The organism is Loktanella salsilacus (genome assembly GCF_024206795.1).
Classification (GTDB): Bacteria; Pseudomonadota; Alphaproteobacteria; order Rhodobacterales; family Rhodobacteraceae; genus Loktanella; species Loktanella salsilacus.
On record NZ_CP072994.1, the window covers coordinates 1,378,221 to 1,400,524 of the forward strand.

The 22,304-nt window shown below is 62.3% G+C and carries 22 protein-coding genes and 1 tRNA gene; 15 read left to right on the forward strand and 8 right to left on the reverse strand.

What is annotated here, in order from left to right:
• Positions 1 to 5: 5 nt before the first annotated feature.
• Positions 6 to 1,178 carry a pyridoxal phosphate-dependent aminotransferase gene (locus tag KBW81_RS06780; RefSeq protein WP_254248779.1) on the reverse strand — a complete coding sequence of 391 codons (1,173 nt, stop codon included), beginning with the start codon at positions 1,176 to 1,178 and terminating at the stop codon, positions 6 to 8.
• 239 nt (positions 1,179 to 1,417) lie between these two features.
• Between KBW81_RS06780 and cysS the strand changes: the two genes are divergently transcribed.
• The 3 genes from cysS (at position 1,418) to KBW81_RS06795 (ending at position 5,351) form a co-directional block, all read left to right on the forward strand.
• Complete coding sequence (cysS, locus tag KBW81_RS06785; RefSeq protein ID WP_090184783.1) at positions 1,418 to 2,863, forward strand: cysteine--tRNA ligase; 1,446 nt, start codon at positions 1,418 to 1,420, stop codon at positions 2,861 to 2,863.
• A 70-nt stretch (positions 2,864 to 2,933) separates the two neighbouring features.
• The gene (gene cimA / locus KBW81_RS06790) at positions 2,934 to 4,553 is read left to right on the forward strand and encodes a citramalate synthase (protein WP_254248780.1); all 1,620 of its coding nucleotides are present in this window, start codon (positions 2,934 to 2,936) and stop codon (positions 4,551 to 4,553) included.
• A gap of 30 nt (positions 4,554 to 4,583) precedes the next feature.
• Complete coding sequence (locus KBW81_RS06795) at positions 4,584 to 5,351, forward strand: squalene/phytoene synthase family protein (RefSeq protein ID WP_254248781.1); 768 nt, start codon at positions 4,584 to 4,586, stop codon at positions 5,349 to 5,351.
• Here the strand turns inward: KBW81_RS06795 and KBW81_RS06800 are convergent.
• From KBW81_RS06800 to cobA, 3 genes are read right to left on the reverse strand one after another with little or no spacing between them, the layout of a single operon-like run.
• Positions 5,348 to 6,562: an MFS transporter gene (locus KBW81_RS06800; RefSeq protein ID WP_254248782.1), complete on the reverse strand. Its 1,215-nt coding sequence runs from the start codon at positions 6,560 to 6,562 to the stop codon at positions 5,348 to 5,350. The two genes, KBW81_RS06795 and KBW81_RS06800, sit on opposite strands and share 4 nt — an antisense overlap.
• A gap of 27 nt (positions 6,563 to 6,589) precedes the next feature.
• Complete coding sequence (locus tag KBW81_RS06805) at positions 6,590 to 7,852, reverse strand: cobyrinate a,c-diamide synthase (RefSeq protein ID WP_254248783.1); 1,263 nt, start codon at positions 7,850 to 7,852, stop codon at positions 6,590 to 6,592.
• A 57-nt stretch (positions 7,853 to 7,909) separates the two neighbouring features.
• Positions 7,910 to 8,761 (reverse strand): uroporphyrinogen-III C-methyltransferase, encoded by an 852-nt coding sequence (gene cobA, locus KBW81_RS06810; RefSeq protein WP_254248784.1) that lies wholly within the window; start codon positions 8,759 to 8,761, stop codon positions 7,910 to 7,912.
• A gap of 85 nt (positions 8,762 to 8,846) precedes the next feature.
• On the opposite strand from cobA, the gene KBW81_RS06815 reads away from it, so the two are divergent.
• The 9 genes from KBW81_RS06815 (at position 8,847) to pgi (ending at position 17,326) form a co-directional block, all read left to right on the forward strand.
• Entirely contained in the window at positions 8,847 to 9,896 is a 1,050-nt protein-coding gene (locus KBW81_RS06815) for a cobalt-precorrin-5B (C(1))-methyltransferase (RefSeq protein ID WP_254248785.1), read from the forward strand.
• On the forward strand, positions 9,893 to 10,624 hold the full coding sequence (locus tag KBW81_RS06820) for a cobalt-precorrin-6A reductase (RefSeq protein ID WP_254248786.1): 732 nt from the start codon (positions 9,893 to 9,895) through the stop codon (positions 10,622 to 10,624). Before KBW81_RS06815 ends, KBW81_RS06820 begins: the two co-directional genes overlap by 4 nt.
• On the forward strand, positions 10,621 to 11,250 hold the full coding sequence (locus tag KBW81_RS06825) for a DNA-3-methyladenine glycosylase family protein (RefSeq protein ID WP_254248787.1): 630 nt from the start codon (positions 10,621 to 10,623) through the stop codon (positions 11,248 to 11,250). The genes KBW81_RS06820 and KBW81_RS06825 overlap by 4 nt, the downstream gene beginning before the upstream one ends.
• Positions 11,247 to 11,915 carry an alpha/beta hydrolase gene (locus KBW81_RS06830; protein ID WP_090184808.1) on the forward strand — a complete coding sequence of 223 codons (669 nt, stop codon included), beginning with the start codon at positions 11,247 to 11,249 and terminating at the stop codon, positions 11,913 to 11,915. The genes KBW81_RS06825 and KBW81_RS06830 overlap by 4 nt, the downstream gene beginning before the upstream one ends.
• Positions 11,916 to 11,973: 58 nt before the next feature.
• Positions 11,974 to 12,720, forward strand: coding sequence for a GGDEF domain-containing protein (locus KBW81_RS06835; RefSeq protein ID WP_254248788.1), 747 nt, complete (start codon positions 11,974 to 11,976; stop codon positions 12,718 to 12,720).
• Positions 12,721 to 12,896: 176 nt separating this feature from the next.
• The gene (locus tag KBW81_RS06840) at positions 12,897 to 13,481 is read left to right on the forward strand and encodes an HNH endonuclease (RefSeq protein ID WP_090184814.1); all 585 of its coding nucleotides are present in this window, start codon (positions 12,897 to 12,899) and stop codon (positions 13,479 to 13,481) included.
• A 113-nt stretch (positions 13,482 to 13,594) separates the two neighbouring features.
• Positions 13,595 to 15,049, forward strand: coding sequence for a glucose-6-phosphate dehydrogenase (gene zwf, locus KBW81_RS06845; protein ID WP_254248789.1), 1,455 nt, complete (start codon positions 13,595 to 13,597; stop codon positions 15,047 to 15,049).
• 3 nt (positions 15,050 to 15,052) lie between these two features.
• Positions 15,053 to 15,724, forward strand: a complete 672-nt coding sequence (gene pgl, locus KBW81_RS06850; protein ID WP_090184820.1) for a 6-phosphogluconolactonase — start codon at positions 15,053 to 15,055, stop codon at positions 15,722 to 15,724.
• Positions 15,725 to 15,727: 3 nt separating this feature from the next.
• Positions 15,728 to 17,326: a glucose-6-phosphate isomerase gene (gene pgi, locus KBW81_RS06855; protein WP_254248790.1), complete on the forward strand. Its 1,599-nt coding sequence runs from the start codon at positions 15,728 to 15,730 to the stop codon at positions 17,324 to 17,326.
• Position 17,327: 1 nt separating this feature from the next.
• Here the strand turns inward: pgi and KBW81_RS06860 are convergent, their stop codons facing one another.
• The 4 genes from KBW81_RS06860 to KBW81_RS06875 form a co-directional block, all read right to left on the reverse strand.
• Positions 17,328 to 17,798: an acyl-CoA thioesterase gene (locus KBW81_RS06860; protein WP_090184828.1), complete on the reverse strand. Its 471-nt coding sequence runs from the start codon at positions 17,796 to 17,798 to the stop codon at positions 17,328 to 17,330.
• Positions 17,795 to 18,142 carry a RidA family protein gene (locus KBW81_RS06865; protein ID WP_090184830.1) on the reverse strand — a complete coding sequence of 116 codons (348 nt, stop codon included), beginning with the start codon at positions 18,140 to 18,142 and terminating at the stop codon, positions 17,795 to 17,797. The genes KBW81_RS06860 and KBW81_RS06865 overlap by 4 nt, the downstream gene beginning before the upstream one ends.
• Positions 18,143 to 18,171: 29 nt before the next feature.
• Positions 18,172 to 18,245, reverse strand: a tRNA-Gly gene (locus KBW81_RS06870).
• A gap of 122 nt (positions 18,246 to 18,367) precedes the next feature.
• A complete protein-coding gene (locus KBW81_RS06875; RefSeq protein WP_254248791.1) occupies positions 18,368 to 18,937 on the reverse strand; it encodes a YcbK family protein in 570 nt (189 codons plus the stop codon).
• A gap of 374 nt (positions 18,938 to 19,311) precedes the next feature.
• Here KBW81_RS06875 and KBW81_RS06880 point away from each other — a divergent pair, with 374 nt between their 5' ends.
• The 3 genes from KBW81_RS06880 to KBW81_RS06890 are packed head-to-tail and all read left to right on the forward strand — an operon-like array spanning position 19,312 to position 22,300.
• On the forward strand, positions 19,312 to 20,883 hold the full coding sequence (locus KBW81_RS06880; protein WP_254249015.1) for a L,D-transpeptidase family protein: 1,572 nt from the start codon (positions 19,312 to 19,314) through the stop codon (positions 20,881 to 20,883).
• 33 nt (positions 20,884 to 20,916) lie between these two features.
• On the forward strand, positions 20,917 to 22,011 hold the full coding sequence (locus KBW81_RS06885; RefSeq protein ID WP_254248792.1) for a UDP-3-O-(3-hydroxymyristoyl)glucosamine N-acyltransferase: 1,095 nt from the start codon (positions 20,917 to 20,919) through the stop codon (positions 22,009 to 22,011).
• A 25-nt stretch (positions 22,012 to 22,036) separates the two neighbouring features.
• Positions 22,037 to 22,300, forward strand: coding sequence for an acyl carrier protein (locus KBW81_RS06890; protein ID WP_245754104.1), 264 nt, complete (start codon positions 22,037 to 22,039; stop codon positions 22,298 to 22,300).
• Positions 22,301 to 22,304: the final 4 nt, after the last annotated feature.

The following is a 22,304-nucleotide window of genomic DNA, read 5'->3' on the forward strand; positions in this document are numbered from 1 at the left end:
CGACCTTAACGCACCAGCGTTCCAGCAAAGCTGGCAATGCGGCGCAGCGCATCGGCTAGTAGATCATCGGCCACGGTCATGGCCACGCGGATATGCCCCGCGCCGCCCGCGCCAAAGCTTTCGCCAGGCATGACGCCGATCAGCTCTGCATCTAGCAAGGCATTGGCAAAGTCTTCACCGCTCATCCCCGTGGCGCGCACGTCCAGCATCGCGTACATCGCCCCGCTGATCGGGGCTGCGCGCACTGCGTTTTGCCCGGCCAGCGCGTCCATCACAATTTGGCGGCGGCGGCGGAACGGGGCGGCGACGGCCTCTTCTGCGGCGGCGCCTTGGCCAAGGGCGAACAGCGCCGCATCCTGCACAAAGCCCGCAACGCCGTAAGTGTTGTGCGTCGCCAAATTATGGATCGCGTGAATGACCTCCGCTGGCCCGCAGACCCAGCCGACGCGGCTGCCGGTCATCGCGTGGCTTTTCGACATGGAATTCACGATCAGCGTCCGCTCTGCCATGCCGGGCAGGGCGCGGGGGCTGATATGGGTGCCGTCCCAAACCTGCGTATCATACACCTCGTCCGAGATCAGCCACAGGTCATTGTCGCGGCACACATCGGCGATGTCGTGCATCGTCTGTTCGGAATAGACCGCGCCAGTGGGGTTGTTGGGCGAATTCACCAGCAGCGATTTTGCGCCCTTGGCGGCCGCGTCCAGATCGGCGCGCAGCGGTTGAAAACCGTTGTCCGCATGGGCCATGACTGCACGCGGCACAGCGCCGACGGCGCGGATCGTGCCGGGGTAGGTGGCATAATAGGGGTCGATGAATACTGCCGTATCGCCGGGGTCACAAACCGCGTGATGGGCTGCAAACAGCGCCGCTTGGCCGCCGGGCACAATGATGACGTTGTCTGGCCCGGTCGGCACGCCCGTCTGGCGTTCAATCCGCGCGGCAACAGCCTTGCGCAGGCTGGGAAATCCCGGGACCGGGGAATAGCCCGTATTGCCCCCCCGGGCTGCGGCGTCCATCGCCGCCAAAATAGACGGGTCGGTGCGCGTGTCATGTTCCCCCATCGATAGCAGTGTGACAGGTGCGCCAGAGGCTTTCAGGGCCAGCGCGCGGTAATGCACGCTCCACCCGTCAGAGCCGCCGCCAGTGATATGCGTGATGCGAGATGAGAGTTTCATACCCGCACCCAATCGGGGCAGATCGGTGAAGTCAAGCGGGGCGGGGGCGAAGTCAAGCAGGGTAGGCCAAGACTACTCGACAGGCGCAGGCGTCAGTGCTAAAGCAAGGATATGAACAAGCGCTGCACCCTTATTTGCTGCATTATTCCCTGCTGATCCAGTCCGCGGGCCGCTTTTTCACGTTTCTTTCCTGAACTGATGATCTAGGCCCGCAGGCGTAACGCCCGTGCGAGGCCCACATGACGACCGACCAGCCCATCATCCGTCTGCAGAACACCAAATCCCGCCGCCGCGAGGAGTTTGAGCCGCTCGATCCAAAACGGGTCGGTATCTATCTGTGCGGCCCGACGGTCTATGACCGGGCGCACCTTGGCAATGCGCGGCCTGTGCTGGTGTTCGATGTGCTGTATCGCCTGCTGCGGCAGACTTACGGCGCGGAACACGTTGTTTACGTGCGTAATTTCACCGACGTTGACGACAAAATCAACGCCCGCGCCGCCGAAGCTGGCCGCGAGATTGGCGATATCACCGCCGAGACGATCCGCTGGTATCACGACGACATGGACGCGCTGGGTGCGCTGCGCCCGAACCACGAGCCGCGCGCGACCGATTTCATCGGCGCGATGGTCGATATGATCAACGAGCTGATCCTGCGCGGCAATGCCTACGAGGCAGAGGGCCATGTCCTGTTCGCGGTCGACAGCTATGACGCCTATGGCGCGCTGTCGGGCCGTTCGCTGGATGACATGATCGCTGGCAGCCGGGTCGAGGTCGCGCCGTATAAGCGCAATCCGATGGATTTCGTGCTGTGGAAACCCTCTGGCGCGGGCCAGCCGGGCTGGGACAGCCCGTGGGGCGTTGGTCGTCCGGGCTGGCATATCGAATGCTCTGCCATGTCGCGCGCACTGCTGGGCCCTGCGTTCGACATCCACGGCGGCGGCAACGATCTGCTGTTCCCGCACCACGAAAACGAGATCGCGCAGTCCTGCTGCGCCGACCCCGAGGCGGGCTTTGCCACCTACTGGCTGCACAACGAGATGCTACAGGTCGAGGGCAAGAAGATGTCCAAGTCGCTGGGCAACTTCTTTACCGTGCGCGATTTGCTGGACGAAGGCATCAGCGGTGAAGTGATCCGCCTTGTCATGCTGGGCACGCATTATGGCAAGCCGATGGACTGGACCGCGAAAAAGCGGGACGACGCGGATGCGACCCTGCGGCGCTGGTATGGCATTCTGGCCGGTCACGGTTTTGGCCCCGCGCTGATCAAGGCGCTGAAGGCCGATGGCCAGTGGGAACCGGATGCGGAATTCCTCGGCGTGCTTGCGAACGACCTGAACACCCCCGGCGCGATTGCCCGGCTGCATGTGCTGGCCAAGGGTAAGACACCGGCGCAGCTGGCGGGCTTTGCCCACGGGTTGGACCTGCTGGGGCTGGTTCCCGACTGGGCCGACCTGCCGCGCCTTGCGGGCGGTGAAGGCGGCGCGCAGGTGGATGACGCCATTGCGCAGCGGATCGACGCGCTGCTGGACACGCGCGCCAAGGCGCGGGCGTCCAAGGATTGGGATATGGCCGACCGGGTGCGCGACATCCTGACCGCTGCCGGCGTGGTCGTCACCGACGTCGGCGGGCAGGCCAGCTGGGCCGCCGGTCCTAATTTCGATGCCGCAGCACTCGTAGATCTGTAATGCCGAATTTTCGTCGAAAATTCGGAAAAGGCAAATTTTCGGCGAAAATTTGTACGCCAGAGGAGAAGGTATGACCAAGGAACGTTTGTATCTGTACGACACCACTTTGCGCGATGGCCAGCAAACGCAGGGGGTGCAGTTTTCAACCTCTGAAAAGCTAAAGATCACTGCGGTGCTGGACGCTCTTGGCGTGGATTACATCGAAGGCGGCTGGCCGGGCGCGAACCCGACCGACAGCGAGTATTTCGAGCAGGTCGGCCCGATGCGTCCGGTGCTGACCGCCTTTGGCATGACCAAGCGGGCTGGCCGGTCTGCGGAAAACGACGATGTGCTGGCGGCGGTGCTGAATGCCAATACGCCTGCGGTTTGCCTTGTCGGCAAGTCGCATTCGTTCCACGTGTCCACCGCGCTTGGCATCACCAACGACGAGAATACAGAAAACATCCGCGCCTCTGTCGCGCATATCGTGGCCCAAGGGCGCGAGGCGATGCTGGACGCAGAGCATTTCTTTGACGGCTATGCGTCCGATCCGGCCTATGCGCTGGAAGCGGTTCACGCCGCCCATGACGCCGGCGCGCGCTGGATCGTGCTGTGCGATACCAACGGCGGCAGCTTGCCGGACGACGTGGGCCGTGTGGTGGCCGAGGTGATCGCCAGTGGCATCCCCGGCGATAAGCTGGGTATCCATACGCATAACGACACGGAACACGCCGTGGCCAATACGCTTGCGGCGGTGCTTGCAGGCGCGCGGCAAGTGCAGGGCACGCTCAACGGTCTGGGAGAGCGCTGCGGCAATGCCAACCTGACCACGCTGATCCCGACGCTATTGCTCAAAGAGCCCTTTGCCAGCCGGTTCGAGACGGGCGTGACGCTAGAGGCGCTGAAGGGGCTGAAAAAGGCCAGCCGCGTGCTGGATGATATCCTGAACCGTGTGCCCGCCAAGCAGGCGGCTTACGTTGGCAGTTCAGCCTTTGCCCATAAGGCAGGGCTGCATGCCAGCGCGATCGCCAAAGACCCCACGACCTATGAGCACATCGATCCGGCGCTTGTCGGCAACGCGCGCATCGTGCCGATGTCCAACCAAGCTGGCCAGTCGAACCTGCGCGAGCGGTTGATGCAAGCCGGACTAGAGGTCGAGCGGGGCGATCCGCGCCTGCCGCGTATTCTTGACCGCATCAAAGAGATGGAATCGCAGGGCTATTCCTATGACACCGCGCAGGCCAGTTTCGAGCTGCTGGCGCGTAAAGAGCTGGGGATGCTGCCAGAGTTCTTTGAGGTCAAACGCTACCGCGTCACGGTCGAGCGGCGCCGCAACAAGCGCGGCAAGATGGTCAGCCTGTCCGAAGCCGTCGTCGTGGTGAAGGTCGCGGGCGAGAAAGTCCTGAATGTCTCAGAATCCATCGGACCCGACGGGTCGGACCGCGGCCCGGTGAACGCGCTGTCGCGCGCCTTGGCCAAGGATTTGGGGCCATATCAGGCAATCATCGACGATCTGCGCCTTATCGATTTCAAGGTCCGTATCACCGATGGCGGCACAGAGGCTGTGACCCGTGTCATCATTGATAGCGCCGATGCACAGGGGCGCACGTGGTCGACGGTTGGCGTCAGCGCGAACATCGTGGATGCGTCCTTTGATGCGCTGCTTGATGCGATCAATTGGAAGTTGATCCGTGATGGGGCGACTGTTTGATTTTGAGTGTATTTGGCAAGGTGAAATCCGATGAGCTTTGAGGCCTGCGCGCAGCTGGTGGAGCGGGGCGATCCGGTGCGGTTTCGCGCTGCGATGGCTGCGCCCGTGGCAGCGCGCCGCGTCTTGTTTCCGCTTTATGCCTTTAACCTAGAGGTCGCGCGGGCCCCTTGGGTGACCAAGGAAGCCATGATCGCCGAGATGCGGCTGCAATGGTGGCGTGACGTGCTGGAGGAAGTGGCGTCGGGTCAAACTGTACGGCGCCATGAGGTCACCGATGCTTTGGCGCAGGTGCTTGATCCCGAGGGCGCGCGGGCATTGGATGAGCTTGTCGCGATGCGGCGCTGGGATGTCTATTCCGATGTGTTCGAGGATCGCGCGCATTTGGATAGCTACATCGCAGCAACCTCTGGCACGTTGATGGGGGTCGCGGCGCGGCTGCTAGGGCCAGCGGATGCGGATGTTGTCGCCGATTATGCGTACGGTGTCGGCGTTGCGAATTTTCTGCGGGCTATTCCGGCGCTGGAAGATGCGGGGCGCAAGCCTTTGATCGACGGCACGCCGGACGGTGTGCGCGATCTGGCGCAGGATGCGCTGGCGCGGCTTGACCGGGCGCGGGGGATGCGGCGCAAGCTGTCCAAGGCGGCAGGCGCGGCGTTGCTGCCGGGCTGGCAAGCGCGGGGCGTTCTGATCCGCGCAGCGCAAGAGCCTGCGCGGGTGGTCGAGGGGCTGCTGGAGCCCGCGCCCGTCGCGGATCAGCTGCGCCTGGCGCGGGCCGCGACCTTTGGTTGGTGGCGTTAAGCGAGCGGCCTGCGGGCGCTAAAGATCAGCCAGATCAGCGCGCCGCCCGCCAGTACCAGCAGCGGGATCATTGCCATATTGACCATGTTCCAGCCTTGCACCGCAGAGCCGCCAGCGCAGTTCATGAGCCCGCCAGAGGCAAGCGACGCGACGGTGACCATGCCAAACACGATGGTATCGTTCAGGCCTTGGACAACGCCGCGCTCTGCCGTGTTATGGCTGCCGGCGAGCATTGTGGTGGCCCCGATGAAGCCGAAGTTCCAGCCAATTCCCAGCAGCACCAGCGCGCCAAAGAAGTTGCCAAGCGTCACGCCGGATAGGGCGACCATGCCCGCAAGGCCTAGGATCACAAGGCCTGCGCCCACGATTTTCGTTACGCCAAAGCGGGCGATCAGGTGGCCGGTGAAGAAGCTGGGCAAATACATCGCAATCACATGGGCTGACACGATGTCGTTGGCGTTGTTCTTGGTAAAGCCGCAGCCGACGACGGCCAGCGGGGTCGAGGTCATCACGAGGTTCATCAGCGCATAAGACACCATGCCGCAGACGATCGCGACGACGATGCGCGGGTCACGCAGCAGCTGCCCCCGCGTGCGGGGCGGGATGGCGTGAAGGACCTGAGGCTGGCCGCGGGTGCCTTTCGGCAGGTCGAGGAAAAAGAACAGGCTCATGCCGACCAGATTGATGCCAGCGACCGCCAGGTAGGTGCCAAGGAAGGGGACGACCAGCGCGTCTTGGACCAGTTTGTTGAGTTGCGGGCCGATCAGGGCAGAGATCAATCCGCCCGCCAGCACGTATGAAATCGCCTTGGGCTTAAAGCTGTCAGAGGCGGTATCGGCGGCGGCGAAGCGGTAAAAGCCTTGCGCGCTCATGTAGATGCCGGTGAAGAATGAACCGAGCAGCAAGATCGCGAAGGAGCCGACATACAGGCCGTATGCTGCAATCAGCGCACCCAGCGCGCCAGCGGCGGCCCCAAGGACAAAGCCAAAGCGGCGGCCCCGGCGCTGCATCAGCGGGGATAGCCAAGGGGCGGTGGTCATGGAGCTGAAGACGATAAAGGTGATCGGCAAGGTCGCGAGGCAGATATTTGGCGACAGCATGCCGCCTGCAAGGCCGCCAATCACAAAGATCATCGGCATCTGCGCGCCCAGTAGCGCCTGCGCGGCGACCAGCACCGCGACGTTTCGTTTGGCGCGCGAATCGTCGATCATGGGGGAGTCCTTATATCGTTGCGGATCTTATGCCCCGTCGATGATGTGGGCGAAAGACCCCGCGACCCGGCCAAGGCGCAGGCCCATCGGCGGCAGGGCATCGCCTGCGGCGTCTTGGGCGGTGAACAGCGGATCACCTGCGGCGCGGCTGGTGGTGGCATAGTGAAATTCGTGACCGCGCCATGCGCCGGCAAAGGGGCCATGCATGGCGTGCAGCTGGCGGTAGCCAAGATGCAATTTGCGTGCGGCAAAAGATGTGTCGAGCCGCAGCAGCCCAGCCATCGCATGCACGGTGCCATCGGCGGTCGTCAGGCTATCGCCAAGGGTCATGTATCCGCCACATTCTCCATATATATCAGTTTTTTGCGCGGCGTTCTTCAAGCTTTGCATGAAGGTCTGGGCGGCAGCAAGCTGGGGGGCGTAAAGCTCTGGGTAGCCGCCGGGCAGGATGATCAGATCGGCGTCTGGTACAGGGTCATTGGCGAGTGGCGAGAAGGGCGTGATCTGCGCGCCAGCGGCCTGCCAGTCTTGCAATTGGTGGGGGTAGAAAAAGGAAAACGCGACATCCTGCGCGACGGCAATGCGTTGCGCGGGCGGCGGCGCGGTCCGGGTGCTTGGCGCGGGCAAAGGCTGTGCCAAGGCCGTCAGCGCTGCCAGATCGCAGCCCGCTGTGACCCAATCGGCGGCGCGGTCCAGAAATGCGGGCAATGCGGGGTCTTCCATCGCTTGCTCTAAGCCAAGGTGCCGGGACGGGCGGGCCAGATCATCGCGGCGGGGCAAGGCCCCCAAGATCGGCAGGCCAAGGGGGCCAAGCGCGCGGCGCAGCATGGCGGCGTGCCGGTCTGATCCGACCTTGTTCAGGATGATGCCAGCGATGCGGACAGCGGGGTCATGATGGGCAAATCCCGCCACCAGCGGCGCAATGGACTGCGCCATGCGGGCGGCGTCGACAATCAGGACGACGGGCAGGCCAAGGATCCGCGCCAGATCAGCGCTGGAGCCTGCCCCGTCCGGCGGGGCGCCGTCGAAAAGGCCCATGGCCCCCTCGATCAAGAGTAAATCCTCGGTCGCCGCGCGGGACTGGGTGGCGGCGGCGGACATCGCCCAAGCGTCAAGGTTCAGGCAGGGCTTGCCCGTGGCCGCGGCATGATAGGCGGGGTCAATGTAGTCGGGTCCGGATTTCGCGCCGCGCACGCAGACGCCAGCGCGGGTGAGGGCGCGCAGCAACCCAAGCGTGACGGTTGTCTTGCCGCTGCCGGACGCGGGGGCCGCGAGGATCAGGCCCGGCATCGGGCCTCTGATGCCTCCGGCGGGAGTATTTTTGGCAAGATGATGAGGGGCATGGGCTTAGGCCGATTCTGCGGGCAGGCCGCGGCCGAGAGGGTCGAGGTTGCGCGGCGCCTCGCCCTGCGCCATGCCTTGCCAGTCCAAGACTTGTCGCATCAGCACCGAGCGGCCGATGCAGATTATGGCGGGCGGCTCGAAATTGCCCGCAGCGATGTCATCGACGATGGTGCCAAGCGTGGTCTCTAATACTTGCTGGTCCGGCGTTGTGGCATTGGTGACGACGGCGCAAGGCTCTGACGCGGGGCGGCCAGCGGCGCGCATATGGGCGGCGATTTGGGCGACGTGTTTCATGCCCATATAAATCACGATGACCTGGCTGCCCTTGGCAATCGACGCCCAGTCGAGGGCGCTGGGGGTATTGCCGCTTTGGTCGTGGCCGGTGACGAAGGTGACAGATTGGTTCACGTCGCGGTGGGTCACAGGGATGCCCGCATAGGCCAGCCCACCGATGCCCGCGCTGATGCCGGGAATAATACGCACGGGGATGCCGTGCTGCACGAGGGTCTGCGCTTCTTCTCCGCCGCGGCCAAAGACGAAAGGATCGCCGCCTTTCAGGCGCAGCACACGCTTGCCTGCGCGGGCCAGATCAACAAGGCGCAGCGAGATATCGCGCTGCACGGCAGAGGGTTTTCCGCCGCGTTTGCCCGCGTAGATGTGTTCGGCCTGCGGGGCCCAGTCCAGGATCGCCTCTTGCACCAGCGCGTCGTAGATCACGACGTCGGCTTGGCGCAGCGCGTTCAGCGCATGCAGCGTCAGCAGGCCCGGATCACCAGGTCCAGCGCCGCAAAGCCAGACCCAGCCGGGTTGCAATGTGGGCCAGTCAAAAGCGGGAAGGTTTACGGTTTGAGTCATAGGATTGTTATGGAGCGAACCGGGATGATTGAAAAGTGCGGGATGCGGCATTTTCAAGTGCCGCTGCGGCGGCTAAGGTCGCGATATGACACGCAAGCCCGATGGCCCTTTGCGCCGTGGCTGGACCACGGGCGCCTGCGCGACAGCGGCCACGCGGGCCGCCTTGCTGCGCTTGTGGGGCGGCAGCTTTCCAAAAGATGTGCAGATTACCTTGCCCAAGGGCGAGGTGCCGGTCTTTGCCTTGGCGCATACGGACGCCGGCGATGGCTGGGCCGAGGTAGGTATTACCAAAGACGCGGGCGATGATCCGGATGTCACCCATGGCGCGCTGATCATTGTGCGCGTCGCGCAGAGCGCAGGCGGCGGTGTGACGTTTCATGCGGGCGAGGGGGTCGGCATGGTCACAAAAGCGGGCCTGCCGATTGGGGTGGGCGAGCCTGCGATCAACCCGGTGCCGCGCCAAATGATGACGGCGCAGGTCGAAGAGCTTGCGGCCGCGTTTGGCCAGCCTGCCGATATCGCGATTACGGTCAGTATTCCGGGCGGCGCGCAGATTGCGCAAAAGACGTGGAACCCGCGTCTGGGGATTCTTGGCGGGCTGTCAGTGCTTGGGACCACAGGCATCGTGCGGCCGTTTTCATGCGCCGCTTGGATTGCGTCGATCCACCGCGGTGTTGATGTGGCGCGGGCGGGCGGCGTGGACCATGTGGCTGGCTGCACCGGATCGACCAGCGAGGCGGCGGTGCAAAAGCTGATGGGGCTGCCGGATCACGCCATGCTGGATATGGGTGATTTTGCCGGGGGTATGTTAAAATACCTGAAACGCCATCCGGTCCCGCGTGTGACCATCGGCGGCGGTATTGGCAAGCTGACGAAACTGGCGCAGGGGGCGCTTGATCTGCACTCTGGCCGCAGTCAGGTTGATTTTCAGGCGCTGGCTGTGATGTGCGGTGATCCGCGACTCGCGCAGGCGAACACCGCCTTGCAAGCCTATGAGATCGCAGGAAAACCAATGGCGCAGGCGGTCGCGGACCGCGCGCTGGCAGTCGTCCAAACCGGATTTGGGGGCGAGATGCAATTTGACATCGTGGTGATCGACCGGGCTGGCACCATTTTGGCGCGGGCCGGCGCATGACGCTGTTGCTGCTGGCCGGATCGGGCGAGGCGCGGCAGATCGCGGCGGCGCTCGCACAGGCAGGCGTCGATGCGGTTGCCTCCTTGGCCGGGGCGACGCAGCGGGCGAAACCCTTGCCCCTGCCAATGCGCGTCGGCGGCTTTGGCGGGCGGGGCGGGTTCATCGCCTATGTGAAAGAGGCCGGGATTACCGCCGTGCTGGATGCGACCCATCCTTTTGCGGACCAGATCACCGCGCGTACCGCTGACATTTGCGCGGAACTGGGATTGCCGTATCTGTATCATCTGCGCGCGCCTTGGGTGGCCGGCACGGGCGATCACTGGCAGGAAATTACCCGCGAGGAAGACGCCGCCGCGCTCATTCCGCAGGGAAAGACAGTCTTTCTTGGCACCGGGCGACAGACGCTGGACCGCTTTGCCAATCTGGCAGGCCGGCGTGTGATTTGCCGCCAGATCGACCCGCCGACCGGGCCTTTCCCCTTTGAAGGGGGCAAATTCCTGATCGGGCGGCCGCCGTTTTCGGTAGAGCATGAAATGGAACTCTTTGCCGCCCTTGGCATCGACTGGATCGTTGTCAAAAACGCTGGCGGGGACGCCAGCCGCACCAAACTGACCGCTGCGCGCGCGCTTGGGATACCTGTCTTGATGATCCGCCGCCCGCCGCCGCCCGAAGGGGCGCAGATCACAGATTCTGTTGATGCGGCAGTGGCTTGGGCGCTCTCGCAGTGACGGGGCGTATCATCCAAGGCGACGCCTGTGTCGCAGAAGGCGCCGCATGGCTGGCCGCCCGCGATCCGCGCTTTGAACGGGCGCTTGGGCTGGTCACCCCGCTGCCTTTGCGGCTGCGCAGCGACGGTTTCGCGGCGCTTGTGTCCGCCATTTGCGGCCAGCAGGTTAGCGTCGCTTCGGCAAATGCGATCTTTGGCCGGCTTGATGCGGCGGGCATGACTGACCCGCAGAACGTGCTGAATAGCAACGAAGATGATTTGCGGGCCCTTGGCCTGTCGCGGCCCAAGGCGCGTTATGTCCACGCGCTGGCGGAGGCGCAGCTGGATTACGCCGCCCTGCGCGCGATGCCGAGCGATCAGGTCATCAGCACCCTTGTCGCCGTCCCCGGCATTGGCATCTGGACCGCCGAGATTTACGTCATGTTCAGCCTTGGCCGCGCCGATGTCTTTGCCCCCGGCGATCTGGCCTTGCAAGAAGGCGCACGGCAGCTGTTTGATCTGCCCGCCCGGCCCACGGATAAGGCCCTGCGCGTCATGGCAGAAGACTGGTCGCCTTGGCGGTCTGTTGCGGCGCGGCTGCTCTGGGCCTATTACGCGCATATGAAATCACGCGAGGGAATTCGATGACACGCGCACTTAACGCAGGCCGCAAGGAACCGGCATCAGGCGAGGTCCGCGCAGCGGTCGTCTTTTTGCACGGTTACGGCGCGAACGGGGCAGATTTGCTGGGGCTGGCCGATCCGCTGGCCGACCACATGCCCGACACGCTGTTCATCGCCCCCGACGCGCCAGAAGACTGCGCAGGATCACCGATGGGCTTTCAATGGTTCCCGATCCCGTGGATCGACGGATCATCCGAAGAGGAATCAGAGGAAGGCATGCGCCACGCGGCCGACGATCTGAACGCCTTTCTGGACGGCATTATGGTCGACGAAGACCTGCTGCCTGAACAGGTCATGGTGCTGGGATTTTCCCAAGGCACGATGATGGCGCTGCATGTATTGCCCCGGCGCGAAGATCCAGTGGCGGGCATCGTCGCCATCTCTGGCCGCCTGTTGCAGCCGGACTTGCTGGTGGACGAGGTCGTATGCCGCCCCCCCGTTTTGCTGATCCACGGCGATCAGGACAACGTCGTGCCGCCCCAATCCCTACCGCTGGCAGCGGAAGCGCTGCAAGGCGCAGGCTGGACCGAAGTCTTTGCCCACGTCATGAAAGGCACCGCCCACGGCATCGCGCCGGACGGATTGCAGGTCGCGCTGGCCTTTATGGCTGACCGTTTGGGCATGGATTAAGACTTTATTCGTAATGTCCCTGTAACGATCCACTTGCCGCATCAATGGCAGAGGGATCGTGGACAGACTTGTAAAGATCATCGCACCACGCAACGCCTTTGACTTCGTCTTTAAGGCGGTTGTTTTGCTGTTAATCATCGGTTTGATGAACTGGGGCCGCGACTTTTTGAAAGCTGGGGCGAACCACAACGGCTTTATGTATAATTTCCGCGACGGTGCGATTGTTGGAACGCCTTTTGTCATCCTAAGCCTTGCCTTGGTTGGGCATTTGGCCCGTTTGCAGGCCAAGCTGCTTCGCTTGGCGACAACGGATATGTTGACGGGGCTGCCGAACCGGCGGGCGTTTTTGGATGGTATTGCGGGCGACGACCAGTTGCGGCAGCGCGGTGCGCTGCTGATGATCGATCTGGATCATTTCAAGCGGATCAATGATTCCTATGGCCATCAGGTTGGCGATATCTGCCTGCGGGCCGCGGCCGATTTCCTGCGCGAACAGGTGAAATCCAACATGTCCTGCGCCCGTTTGGGAGGAGAGGAATTTGGCATCTTTGTGCCCGGCGATGCGCCGGGAAGCGCTGCCTTGGCCGGGCATCTTGCCAATGGTCTGGTGGTCGATTTGCCCGATGCGGGCATGATCGCATTGACGATGTCGGTCGGCCTGACCAAGGGCGACGCAGGCCAAGGCATCGGGATGGTCATGGCCCGCGCAGACCGCGCGCTATACGTGGCCAAGGCGCAAGGGCGCGCACGGGTTGCCAAGTGGACCCCGCAGATTGAAGCACAGCCTTTTCCCAGGGCGGTTTGATTTAACTTTAGGCTGTCACACAGGCTTTACCTTGCGCGGTCAGACCTGCGACATCTGGCGCCTAAAATAACTGTTGGTTTTTGAAGGGCACCAGATATAGTTTTCCTGACGCGGCCGGTGCGGTCCCGTGGCAAGGGTGCCGTCAGCCGGCCGCCAGCAGATGGGTGCAGGCGGTGATGGACGGTGATTTCAGAACGGATTTTGTGCGCGAACCGGGGGCGTTGAAACACTTCCCCGCATTGGTGCTGAACGCGGATTACAGGCCCTTGTCCTATTACCCGCTGTCGCTTTGGCCTTGGCAAGAGGCGGTCAAGGCGGCTTTTTTAGACCGGGTCACGATCATATCCGAATACGACGAAGAGGTGCACAGCCCTTCGACGCGGATCAGGATCCCCTCGGTCGTCGTCCTCAAAGATTATGTCAAACCTCAAAAGCGCGTGGCCTTCACGCGCTTTAATTTATTTTTAAGGGACGAATTCTGCTGCCAATACTGCGGCAGCCGGGGCGATCTGACCTTTGATCACGTGCTGCCGCGCGCGCGGGGCGGGGTCACCAGCTGGACCAACGTTGTTGCCGCGTGCAGCCCTTGCAACCTGCGTAAAGGTTCGCGTTTGCTGAAGCAGTCTGGGTTGAGCCTGCGCAAACCGCCGCGCCAGCCCATGGCATCAGAGCTGAATAATATCGGGCGCAAGTTTCCACCGGGGCATCTGCATGACAGCTGGATGGACTACCTTTATTGGGATGCAGAGCTAGAGGCGTAAACCAACCTGTGAAAAGCGGTTGGCACAGGGGCGGCATGCGCTAGACTTTCCCGGCCTTGCTGGGTATCAGAAAGGCGTTAGCGCTAACGCGCCCATCAGCAGCCGGAGTCTCCATGGTTTCTCGCGTCATTCCTGTCGATGAATTCGACCTTGTCATCTTTGGTGGAACCGGCGACTTGGCCCGCCGCAAAATCTTGCCGGGCCTGTTCCGCCGCTTTCTAGCAGGGCAGATGCCCGTGGGCAGCCGGATCATCGGCGCGGCGCGGTCCGATCTGGATAGCGCCGGATATCGTGACATGATCAAAGACGCGATCACCGAGTTTGGCGGCGCGGAAAAGAACGATTCCAAAGGCTTGCAGGACTTTCTTGATGCGCTGCATTATGTCACCATCGACGCTACTGGCGATGCAGGCTGGTCTGATCTGGCGGCGCTGAACCGCGACGGGGTCGTGCGCGCCTTCTACTTCTCGGTCGCGCCCTCGCTGTTCGGTGCTTTGGCGGAACGCCTGCACAATCATGGCATCGCCAATGCAGACAGCCGGATCGTTGTCGAAAAACCCTTTGGCCGCGATCTGGAAAGCGCCAAGGCGCTGAACGACACGCTGGCCACCCACTTTGCCGAGGGCCAGATTTACCGCATTGACCATTATTTGGGCAAAGAAACCGTCCAGAACCTGATGGCGGTCCGCTTTGGCAACGTCCTGTTCGAGCCGCTTTGGAACAGCCACTACGTTGATCACATCCAGATTACGGTCGCTGAAACCGTCGGTGTTGGCGGGCGCGGCAGCTATTACGACAAATCCGGCGCGATGCGCGATATGGTGCAGAACCACCTGATGCAGCTGCTGTGCCTGATCGCGATGGAGCCGCCAAGCGTCTTTGGTGCCGACGAGGTGCGCGACGAAAAGCTGAAGGTTATCCGTGCCTTGCAGCCCGTGGAAAGCCACCACATCGTGCGCGGCCAATATGACGCAAGCGGCGACAGCCCCGGCTATCGCGCCGATGTCGAAGACCCGCGCAGCTTTACCGAAAGCTTTATCGCGATGAAGGTGAATGTGGCGAATTGGCGGTGGGCCGATACGCCGATCTATCTGCGCACCGGCAAAAAGATGAAGGCTCGCACGTCGGAAATTGCCGTGGTGTTCAAGGACCTTGGCCATTCGATCTTTGAAGGTGACACGGCGCGGCACCGCAACATTCTGGCGATCCGCTTGCAGCCGAACGAGGGCATGGACCTGCAGGTCACGATCAAGGAACCCGGCCCCGGCGGCATGCGTTTGATTGATGTGCCGCTGGACATGACCTTTGCCGATGCGCTTGGCGAAGATAGTGAACCAGCGACCGACGCCTACGAGCGTCTGATCATGGACGTCATTCGCGGCAACCAGACGCTGTTCATGCGCGGGGACGAGGTCGAGGCCGCTTGGGCTTGGACCGACCCGCTGATCAATGGCTGGGAAGCGCGGAACGATGTGCCGAAATTGTACGACCAAGGCAGCGCCGGGCCAGAAGACGCGATGATGCTGATGCACCGCGATGGCCGGCGTTGGCGCGACATCAAAGGATAAGTCATGGAATTCATTGAATACCCCGATGGCGAGATGATGATGATTCAGCTGGCCAACCGCTTGGCCGGTGAATTGCGTCAGGTGCTATCCACCCACGACCACGCGTCCTTTGCCGTGCCGGGTGGCACGACGCCGGGGCCGATTTTCGACAACCTGTGTTCGGCCAATCTGGACTGGGCGCGCGTGCATGTGATGCTGACCGACGAACGCTGGGTGCCTGAAACATCAGAGCGGTCAAACACCCGCCTGCTGCGCCAGCGCCTGCTGACGGACCGCGCGGCAGAGGCCAAATATGTGCCGCTGTATGCCGATGCGCCGACGCCAGAGGATAAATTGGCAGACCTGCAAGAGGCGCTGACGCCGGAGTTGCCGCTGTCACTGGTACTGCTGGGGATGGGCGCTGATATGCATACCGCCAGCATCTTTCCCGGGGCGGATCAGTTGGATTTGGCGCTGAACGGCACTGACCGCCTTGTTGCGATGCGCGCGCCTGGCGCGCCAGAGCCGCGCATTACCCTGTCCGCCGCTGTGCTGAAGCAGGCGATGAGCCGTCATATCGTCATCATCGGTGCCGAAAAGCGCGCCGCGCTTGAACGCGCCGCCACCCTGACACCGGAAGAAGCGCCCGTTGCGGCCGTTCTGCCCGGGTCCATCGTTCACTGGGCGGAGTCCTGATCTATGTTTGCTGACCTGAAATCCCATTTCGATTCTATCAAAGACCGCCGGATCAATGACACGCTGGACGGTGATCGGGCCCGCGATTTTGCGGCGCAGACCGGGGACTTGCGGTTTGATTTTGCCAAGACACAGATCGACGACGCAGCGCTGGATCAGCTGATTGCGCTGCTGGAAAAGGCCGATGTCGCTGGCCGCCGCGAGGCGATGTTTACTGGCGCGCCGATCAACGACACCGAAGGCCGCGCTGTGCTGCATACGGCGTTGCGCAATCTGGATGGCGACGCTGTCATGGTGGACGGCGTGGACGTGATGCACGACGTGCTGGCGACGCTGGACCGCATGGAAGTCTTTGCCGAAGCTATCCGCGACGGCAGCTATCAGGGGCAGGGCGGCGCGATTACCGATGTGGTGAACATCGGCATCGGCGGATCCGACCTTGGGCCAAAGATGGGCACGCTCGCGCTGGCCCCTTATCACGACGGGCCGCGCTGCCATTTCGTCAGCAACGTCGATCCGGCGGATATTGCGCAAACATTGCAAGGGCTTGATCCGGCAACGACACTGGTGATCGTTGCGTCCAAGACCTTTACCACCATTGAAACCATGACCAATGCCCGCACCGCAAAAGCGTGGATGGGCCAGACTGTCACGGACACGGGCGCGCAGTTCGCCGCCCTGTCCACCGCAGCCGACAAGACCGCCGATTTCGGCATCGCGCCAAGCCGCGTGTTCGGGTTCGAGGATTGGGTTGGCGGGCGCTATTCCATGTGGGGGCCGATTGGCTTGTCCCTGATGATCGCCATCGGGCCGGATGCATTTCGTGCGTTCCTGCGCGGCGGTCAGGCGATGGATCGCCACTTCCGTGCGGCACCATGGCGCGAAAACATGCCGGCGCTGCTGGCGCTGGTGGGCATCTGGCACAATCAGGTGTGCGATTACGCGACCCGCGCCGTGCTGCCCTACGACAACAACCTGTCGCGCTTGCCTGCCTATCTGCAACAGCTAGAGATGGAGAGTAACGGCAAGGGCGTCAGCCTTGATGGCGCGCCGCTGCCCTATAACTCTGGCCCCGTCGTCTGGGGCGAGCCGGGGACCAACGGCCAGCATGCGTTCTATCAGCTGATCCATCAGGGCACGCGGGTTATTCCGTGTGAATTCCTTGTCGCAGCCCGGGGTCATCACGATGATCTGCACCACCAGCATCAACTGCTGGTCGCCAACTGCCTGGCCCAATCCGAAGCCCTGATGAAGGGCCGCACGCTGGATGAGGCGCGCGCCAAGGTGGCGGATAAGTTTGACGGCGCAGAGCTGGAACGCCAAGCGGCGCACCGCGTATTCCCCGGCAACCGTCCGTCGATCACGCTGACCTATCCGCAGCTGACGCCGGAAATGCTGGGCATGCTGATTGCTTTGTACGAACACCGTGTGTTCGTCGAAGGCGTCGTACTGGGCGTCAATTCCTATGACCAGTGGGGCGTGGAATTGGGCAAAGAGCTTGCGACCTCGCTCCAACCTGTCGTTGAAGGCACAAAAGCCGCCACTGACAAAGATGGGTCAACGGCGGCTCTGGTCGGTTTTCTGCAAAGTTACGGGCTGTAAATCAGCCCGCGACAGCGCCGTCCTGATCGATGAACATCTGACGGATGTGATCGGGGATGGTGCACTTTGAATTGTCGTCATTCAGCATGACCATCACCGCGTGGCTGGTGGTGGTCAAGCGACCCCGCACCCAGACGCCATATTCCATGGTAAAGCTGCTGTTGCCGAGCTTGGTTGTGCGGCCGGTCATGATGTATTCATCGGTCAGCTTGACCTCTGACCGGTAATCCAGACCGATATTGCGCAGCACGACCTTGGGCCGCTTGCCATCAATCGACCAGACGTCGCGGTCGTTGAAATACAAGATGCGCAGGTTCTCGAACCACTTCAGATAGACCGCGTTATTGACGTGCTGCAGCGCGTCGATTTCGCCAAAGCGGACCTTGTCGGCCATGCCAAAGGTCCACGGTTCCGGAATGCCCGCTGCACGCAGGTCGTCTGTGTGCAGCGGTGTCAGAAACGGAACGGTCATCCGACGACGGCGGTCACGATGATTTCGACCTTGTAGTCAGAGGTGGCCAGCTTGGCTTCACCGGTCCAGCGGGCAGGGGCGTTGCCCTTGGACACCCAGCCGTCCCAGACCGCGTTCATGGCGGCGAAATCGGCCATGTCTGCAACCCAAACCTGCGCGGTCAGGATTTTGGACTTGTCGGAACCCGCCAGCGCCAGCAGGCGATCGACTTGGGCCAGAACTTCAGTCGTTTGGGCGGTGGCGTCTTGACCGGGCGCGCCAACTTGGCCAGCCAGATAGACGATGCCGTTGTGGACAACGGCTTGCGACATCCGGTCGCCGGATTCGATACGTTCAATGCTCATGTGATGTTCCTGCGCGGCAAGAGGAGAATTGGAGCGGGTAACGGGAATCGAACCCGTAACTGAAGCTTGGGAAGCTTTCGTGATACCTTTTCACCATACCCGCATGTGATCAACCATCGGCTGATGCGCTATCCTTACACCGGGTGCGGGGGCGGCTGCAAGCGGGCCGCGACATGAAAAAAGCGCCCGAAGGCGCTTTGTTTCCGCATCAAGGTAAGCGGGTGGTTAACCGCGCCAGGTGCGCACGTCGCCGCAATCCATATGGACGAAGTTGGAACCGCGATAGGTGCCAACGCCGCCAGCGTTACAGGCTGCTGCTGCTTTGGTCATGTCGTTCACGGACCGGCTGGACAACCGCAGGTCAGCGGCTTGACCGCGCATGTGCAGCGAATTGCGGGCAACGCCGCCCGACTGGCTGCGCAGCATCGCGTTGGTTTCCGGGCTGCGGTAGCCGGACAGCAACATGTAAGGCTCTGACGTGTCCATCAGGCGGTGCGCGGCGGCCATGATATCGACGGTGCGGCTGTCCATATTGACGACCTTGCCGTTGCGCCAATCACGCATGAATGCGTTCACTTCGCGCAGGGCCTCGCCGATGTACTGGCCTTCGATCCAATAGATCGTGTCCAAACGCTCGCCGGTCCGGCCAGAATACATGCTGATGCGGCGAATATCGCCGCTGCCGCGCAGGAAGCCTGCAGCCTTTGAATATGTGGGGGCGGCCGTCAATGCGGTCGCCGCGAATGCACCCAAAAGACCACGTCTTGAGATGCCAGAAGAACGCTGTTCCGTCATGGTTGATCTGTCCTGTCCCGTTTGCGCATATTTTTCGCGCTTATTCATCTATCCCCAGATGCAAGGTTTGTATGACACGGGTGCCGCGGCCCGCCAAGGGCGTAGGGGAAAAGGTTCCCTTGTGGCTCATAAATCGGCAAAAAATTGCGCATTGCTTGTGCAGCTGCGCGCGTTTTAGCCAAAAGGGGTAGGGATGCAACAGGTGCGGGCAAAGCGCGCCGGGGGTCATTTGGGCATGGACATCGCTGGGGGCAATCTAGCAAAACCCTTGTAATTTATGCACCAATTTCGGGTGCCACATGTCTTTCGGGGGATAGACTTTGACGATCGTTTCGCTGCCACGGACCGCGCCGCGCGTTTTGCGCGCTTTTTTCATGTTTGCCGCTGTAATGACCTTGTGGGTGCTGGGTACGGCCCCAGCGCAGGCCCAAGTGACCGCGTTTCGCCAAGCTGTCGCCGAATCGGCGGCCCGGGACGAGGATCTAGCCACTTTCTACCGCGCCCGTGATTTTCAGGGCATCTGGGCGGGCGACGACCGCGCCGCGACCACCCGGCGCAATGCGCTGCTGACCGCCTTGTCGAACGCCGGTGCCCACGGCTTGCCAGAGGCGCGTTATAACGCCGAAGAGCTGATCGCGCAGTTGCAGGCCGCCACGACGCCTGCGCAGCAGGGCGCGATGGAAGTCGCGCTTTCGACCGCGTTTTTGACCTACGCCCGCGACGTACAGACCGGCATCCTGACCCCGTCCAAGGTCGTGCCGCTGATCGTGCGCGAAGTGCCATTGCGGTCCCGCCTTGCCACCTTGCAAGGCTTTTTGCAGTCCAACCCCGATGCATTCTTGCGCGCGCTGCCCCCAAGCAGCCCGGAGTATGCCCGCCTGATGCGGGAAAAGTTGCGCTTGGAAAATCTGTTGGCGCAGGGCGGCTATGGCCCGGCGGTGCAGGCGTCCAGCCTTGCGCCGGGTGCCAGCGGTCAGGCTGTCGTTGATTTGCGTAACCGTCTGATCCTGATGGGTCACTTGGACCGCACCGCAACGCAGACCTATGACGCGACCATTCAGGCCGCCGTGCAGCGTTTTCAGCAGTCGATGGGCCTGTCCGCCGACGGCACGGCTGGCAGCGACACGATGAAAGAAATCAACGTCCCGCTGGATAAGCGGATGCAGTCCGTCATCGTCGCGATGGAGCGGGAGCGCTGGATCAACCGCCCGCGCGGCCTGCGTCACATCTGGGTCAACCTGACCGACTTTACCGCGACCATCGTGGACAACGACCGCGTCACATTTTCCACCCGCTCTGTGATCGGGGCCAACGATACGGACCGCCAGTCGCCCGAATTTTCGGACGTCATGGAATATATGGTCATCAACCCCAGCTGGTACGTGCCCCGGTCCATCGTGGTGAATGAATACCTGCCGCAACTGCAAAGCAACTCGAACGCCGTCAGCCATTTGGACGTGACGGATCGCAGCGGCAATGTCGTGCCGCGTGGGTCGGTCAAGGCTGGCAATTATACCGCCCGCACCTTTCCCTATTCGATGCGTCAGGGCCCAAGCGAGCGTAACGCGCTGGGTTTGGTGAAGTTCATGTTCCCGAACAAGTACAACATCTATCTGCACGACACCCCGTCCAAGAGCCTGTTCAGCCGCGAAAGCCGCGCATTTAGCCACGGCTGCATCCGTCTGAACGACCCCTTCGATTTCGCCTATGCGCTGCTGGCCAAGCAGGAATCGAACCCAGAGGCGCTATTTCAATCGCGCCTGAAAACCGGCGCTGAAAGCCGTGTGACGCTGGAAGAGCCGGTGCCGGTGCATATCGTCTACCGCACCGCCTTTACCAATGTGACCGGCGCGCTGCAGTTCCGCCGGGACGTTTATGGGCGCGATGCTGCGATCTGGAATGCACTGTCGCAGACAGGGGTAGCCGTGCGCGCCGTTCAGGGCTAAATCTGCCCTGAACTTACACCAAAGGGGTCCGCCATGGGTTTGACAGTAGCCGAGATTGCAAAGGCCCTTGGGACCGAAGCCTTCGGGGATACGGCGCTTGTGGTGGACCACCCCGCAGAGCCGGGGCAAGCGGGCGCAAACGATCTGGCGCTGGCGATGTCGCCTGCCTATGCGGGCGCGCTTAAATCCAGCGCGGCGCAGGCGGCGATTGTCTGGGACGGGGCCGACTGGCAGGCGATGGGGCTGAAGGCTGCAATCACCGTACCGCGCGCGCGTCTGGCGATGGCGGCGCTGACCCAGTCGTTCGATCCCGCGCCCGCGCCCACGGGGATCCACCCCACCGCGATCATACCAGACAGCTGCACCATCGGCGCGGACCCTAGCATTGGGCCGTTTGTTGTGCTGGCCGAAGGCGTGCGCATTGGCGATCGCTGCCGCATTGATGCGCATGTCACGATTGGCCTGAATTCGACCCTTGGCGACGATTGCTGGCTGAACCCTGGTAGCCGCGTGGGGCGCAATTGCCACTTTGGCAGCCGCGTTATTTTACAGCCGAACGCTGTCGTTGGCGCTGATGGTTTTTCCTACGTCACGCGCGAGCTGTCGAACGAGGAACGCGCCTATCAGTCGATGGGCCGTGAGCCGTTGACGCCGCCAGCGGATGGCAAGCGCCACCGCATCCACAGTCTTGGCGGCGTGATCTTTGGCGATGATGTCGAACTGGGTGCAAATTCCTGCGTCGATGCGGGCACGATCCGCGCCACGCAGGTCGGGCGCGGTACCAAGATTGATAACAACGTCATGGTCGGCCACAACTGCATCATCGGCGAGGACTGCATCCTGTGCGGTCAAGCGGCGATGGCAGGATCGGGTGTGCTGGGCGACCGCGTTGTCATGGGCGGTAAGGCCGCGACCAAGGATCATATCACCGTTGGCAATGACGTGGTGATGGCGGGGGCCAGCGGGCTTTACGTTGATACGAAGGACGGCATGTTCGTCATGGGTCTGCCTGCGATGGACCTGCCCAGCTACCGCGCCCGCGAAAAGGGCCTGCGCCGCTTGCCGCAGCTGCTTAAGGATTTCGCCGCGTTGCAGAAATTAGTTCCCAAAGACGGCGCGAGCGATTAAATCGCAGGCACGGATAGCAGGAGCCATGACCATGAATGTGCAGGACAAAGTGATCGCCATCCTCGCGGATCAGGCGCTTTTGGATGTGTCTGACGTGACGCTGGACGACACGCTTGATAGCCTTGGGATCGATAGCATGGGGCTGGTGGAAACCATCTTTGCCATCGAAGAGGCGTTTGATATCACCGTACCCTTCAACGCCAATGCGCCTGCGGAAAGCGGGTTTGACGTGACATCCGTGCGCGCGATTATCGCCGCCGTGCAGGACCTTGTGAAAGAGAAGGTCTAGCGCC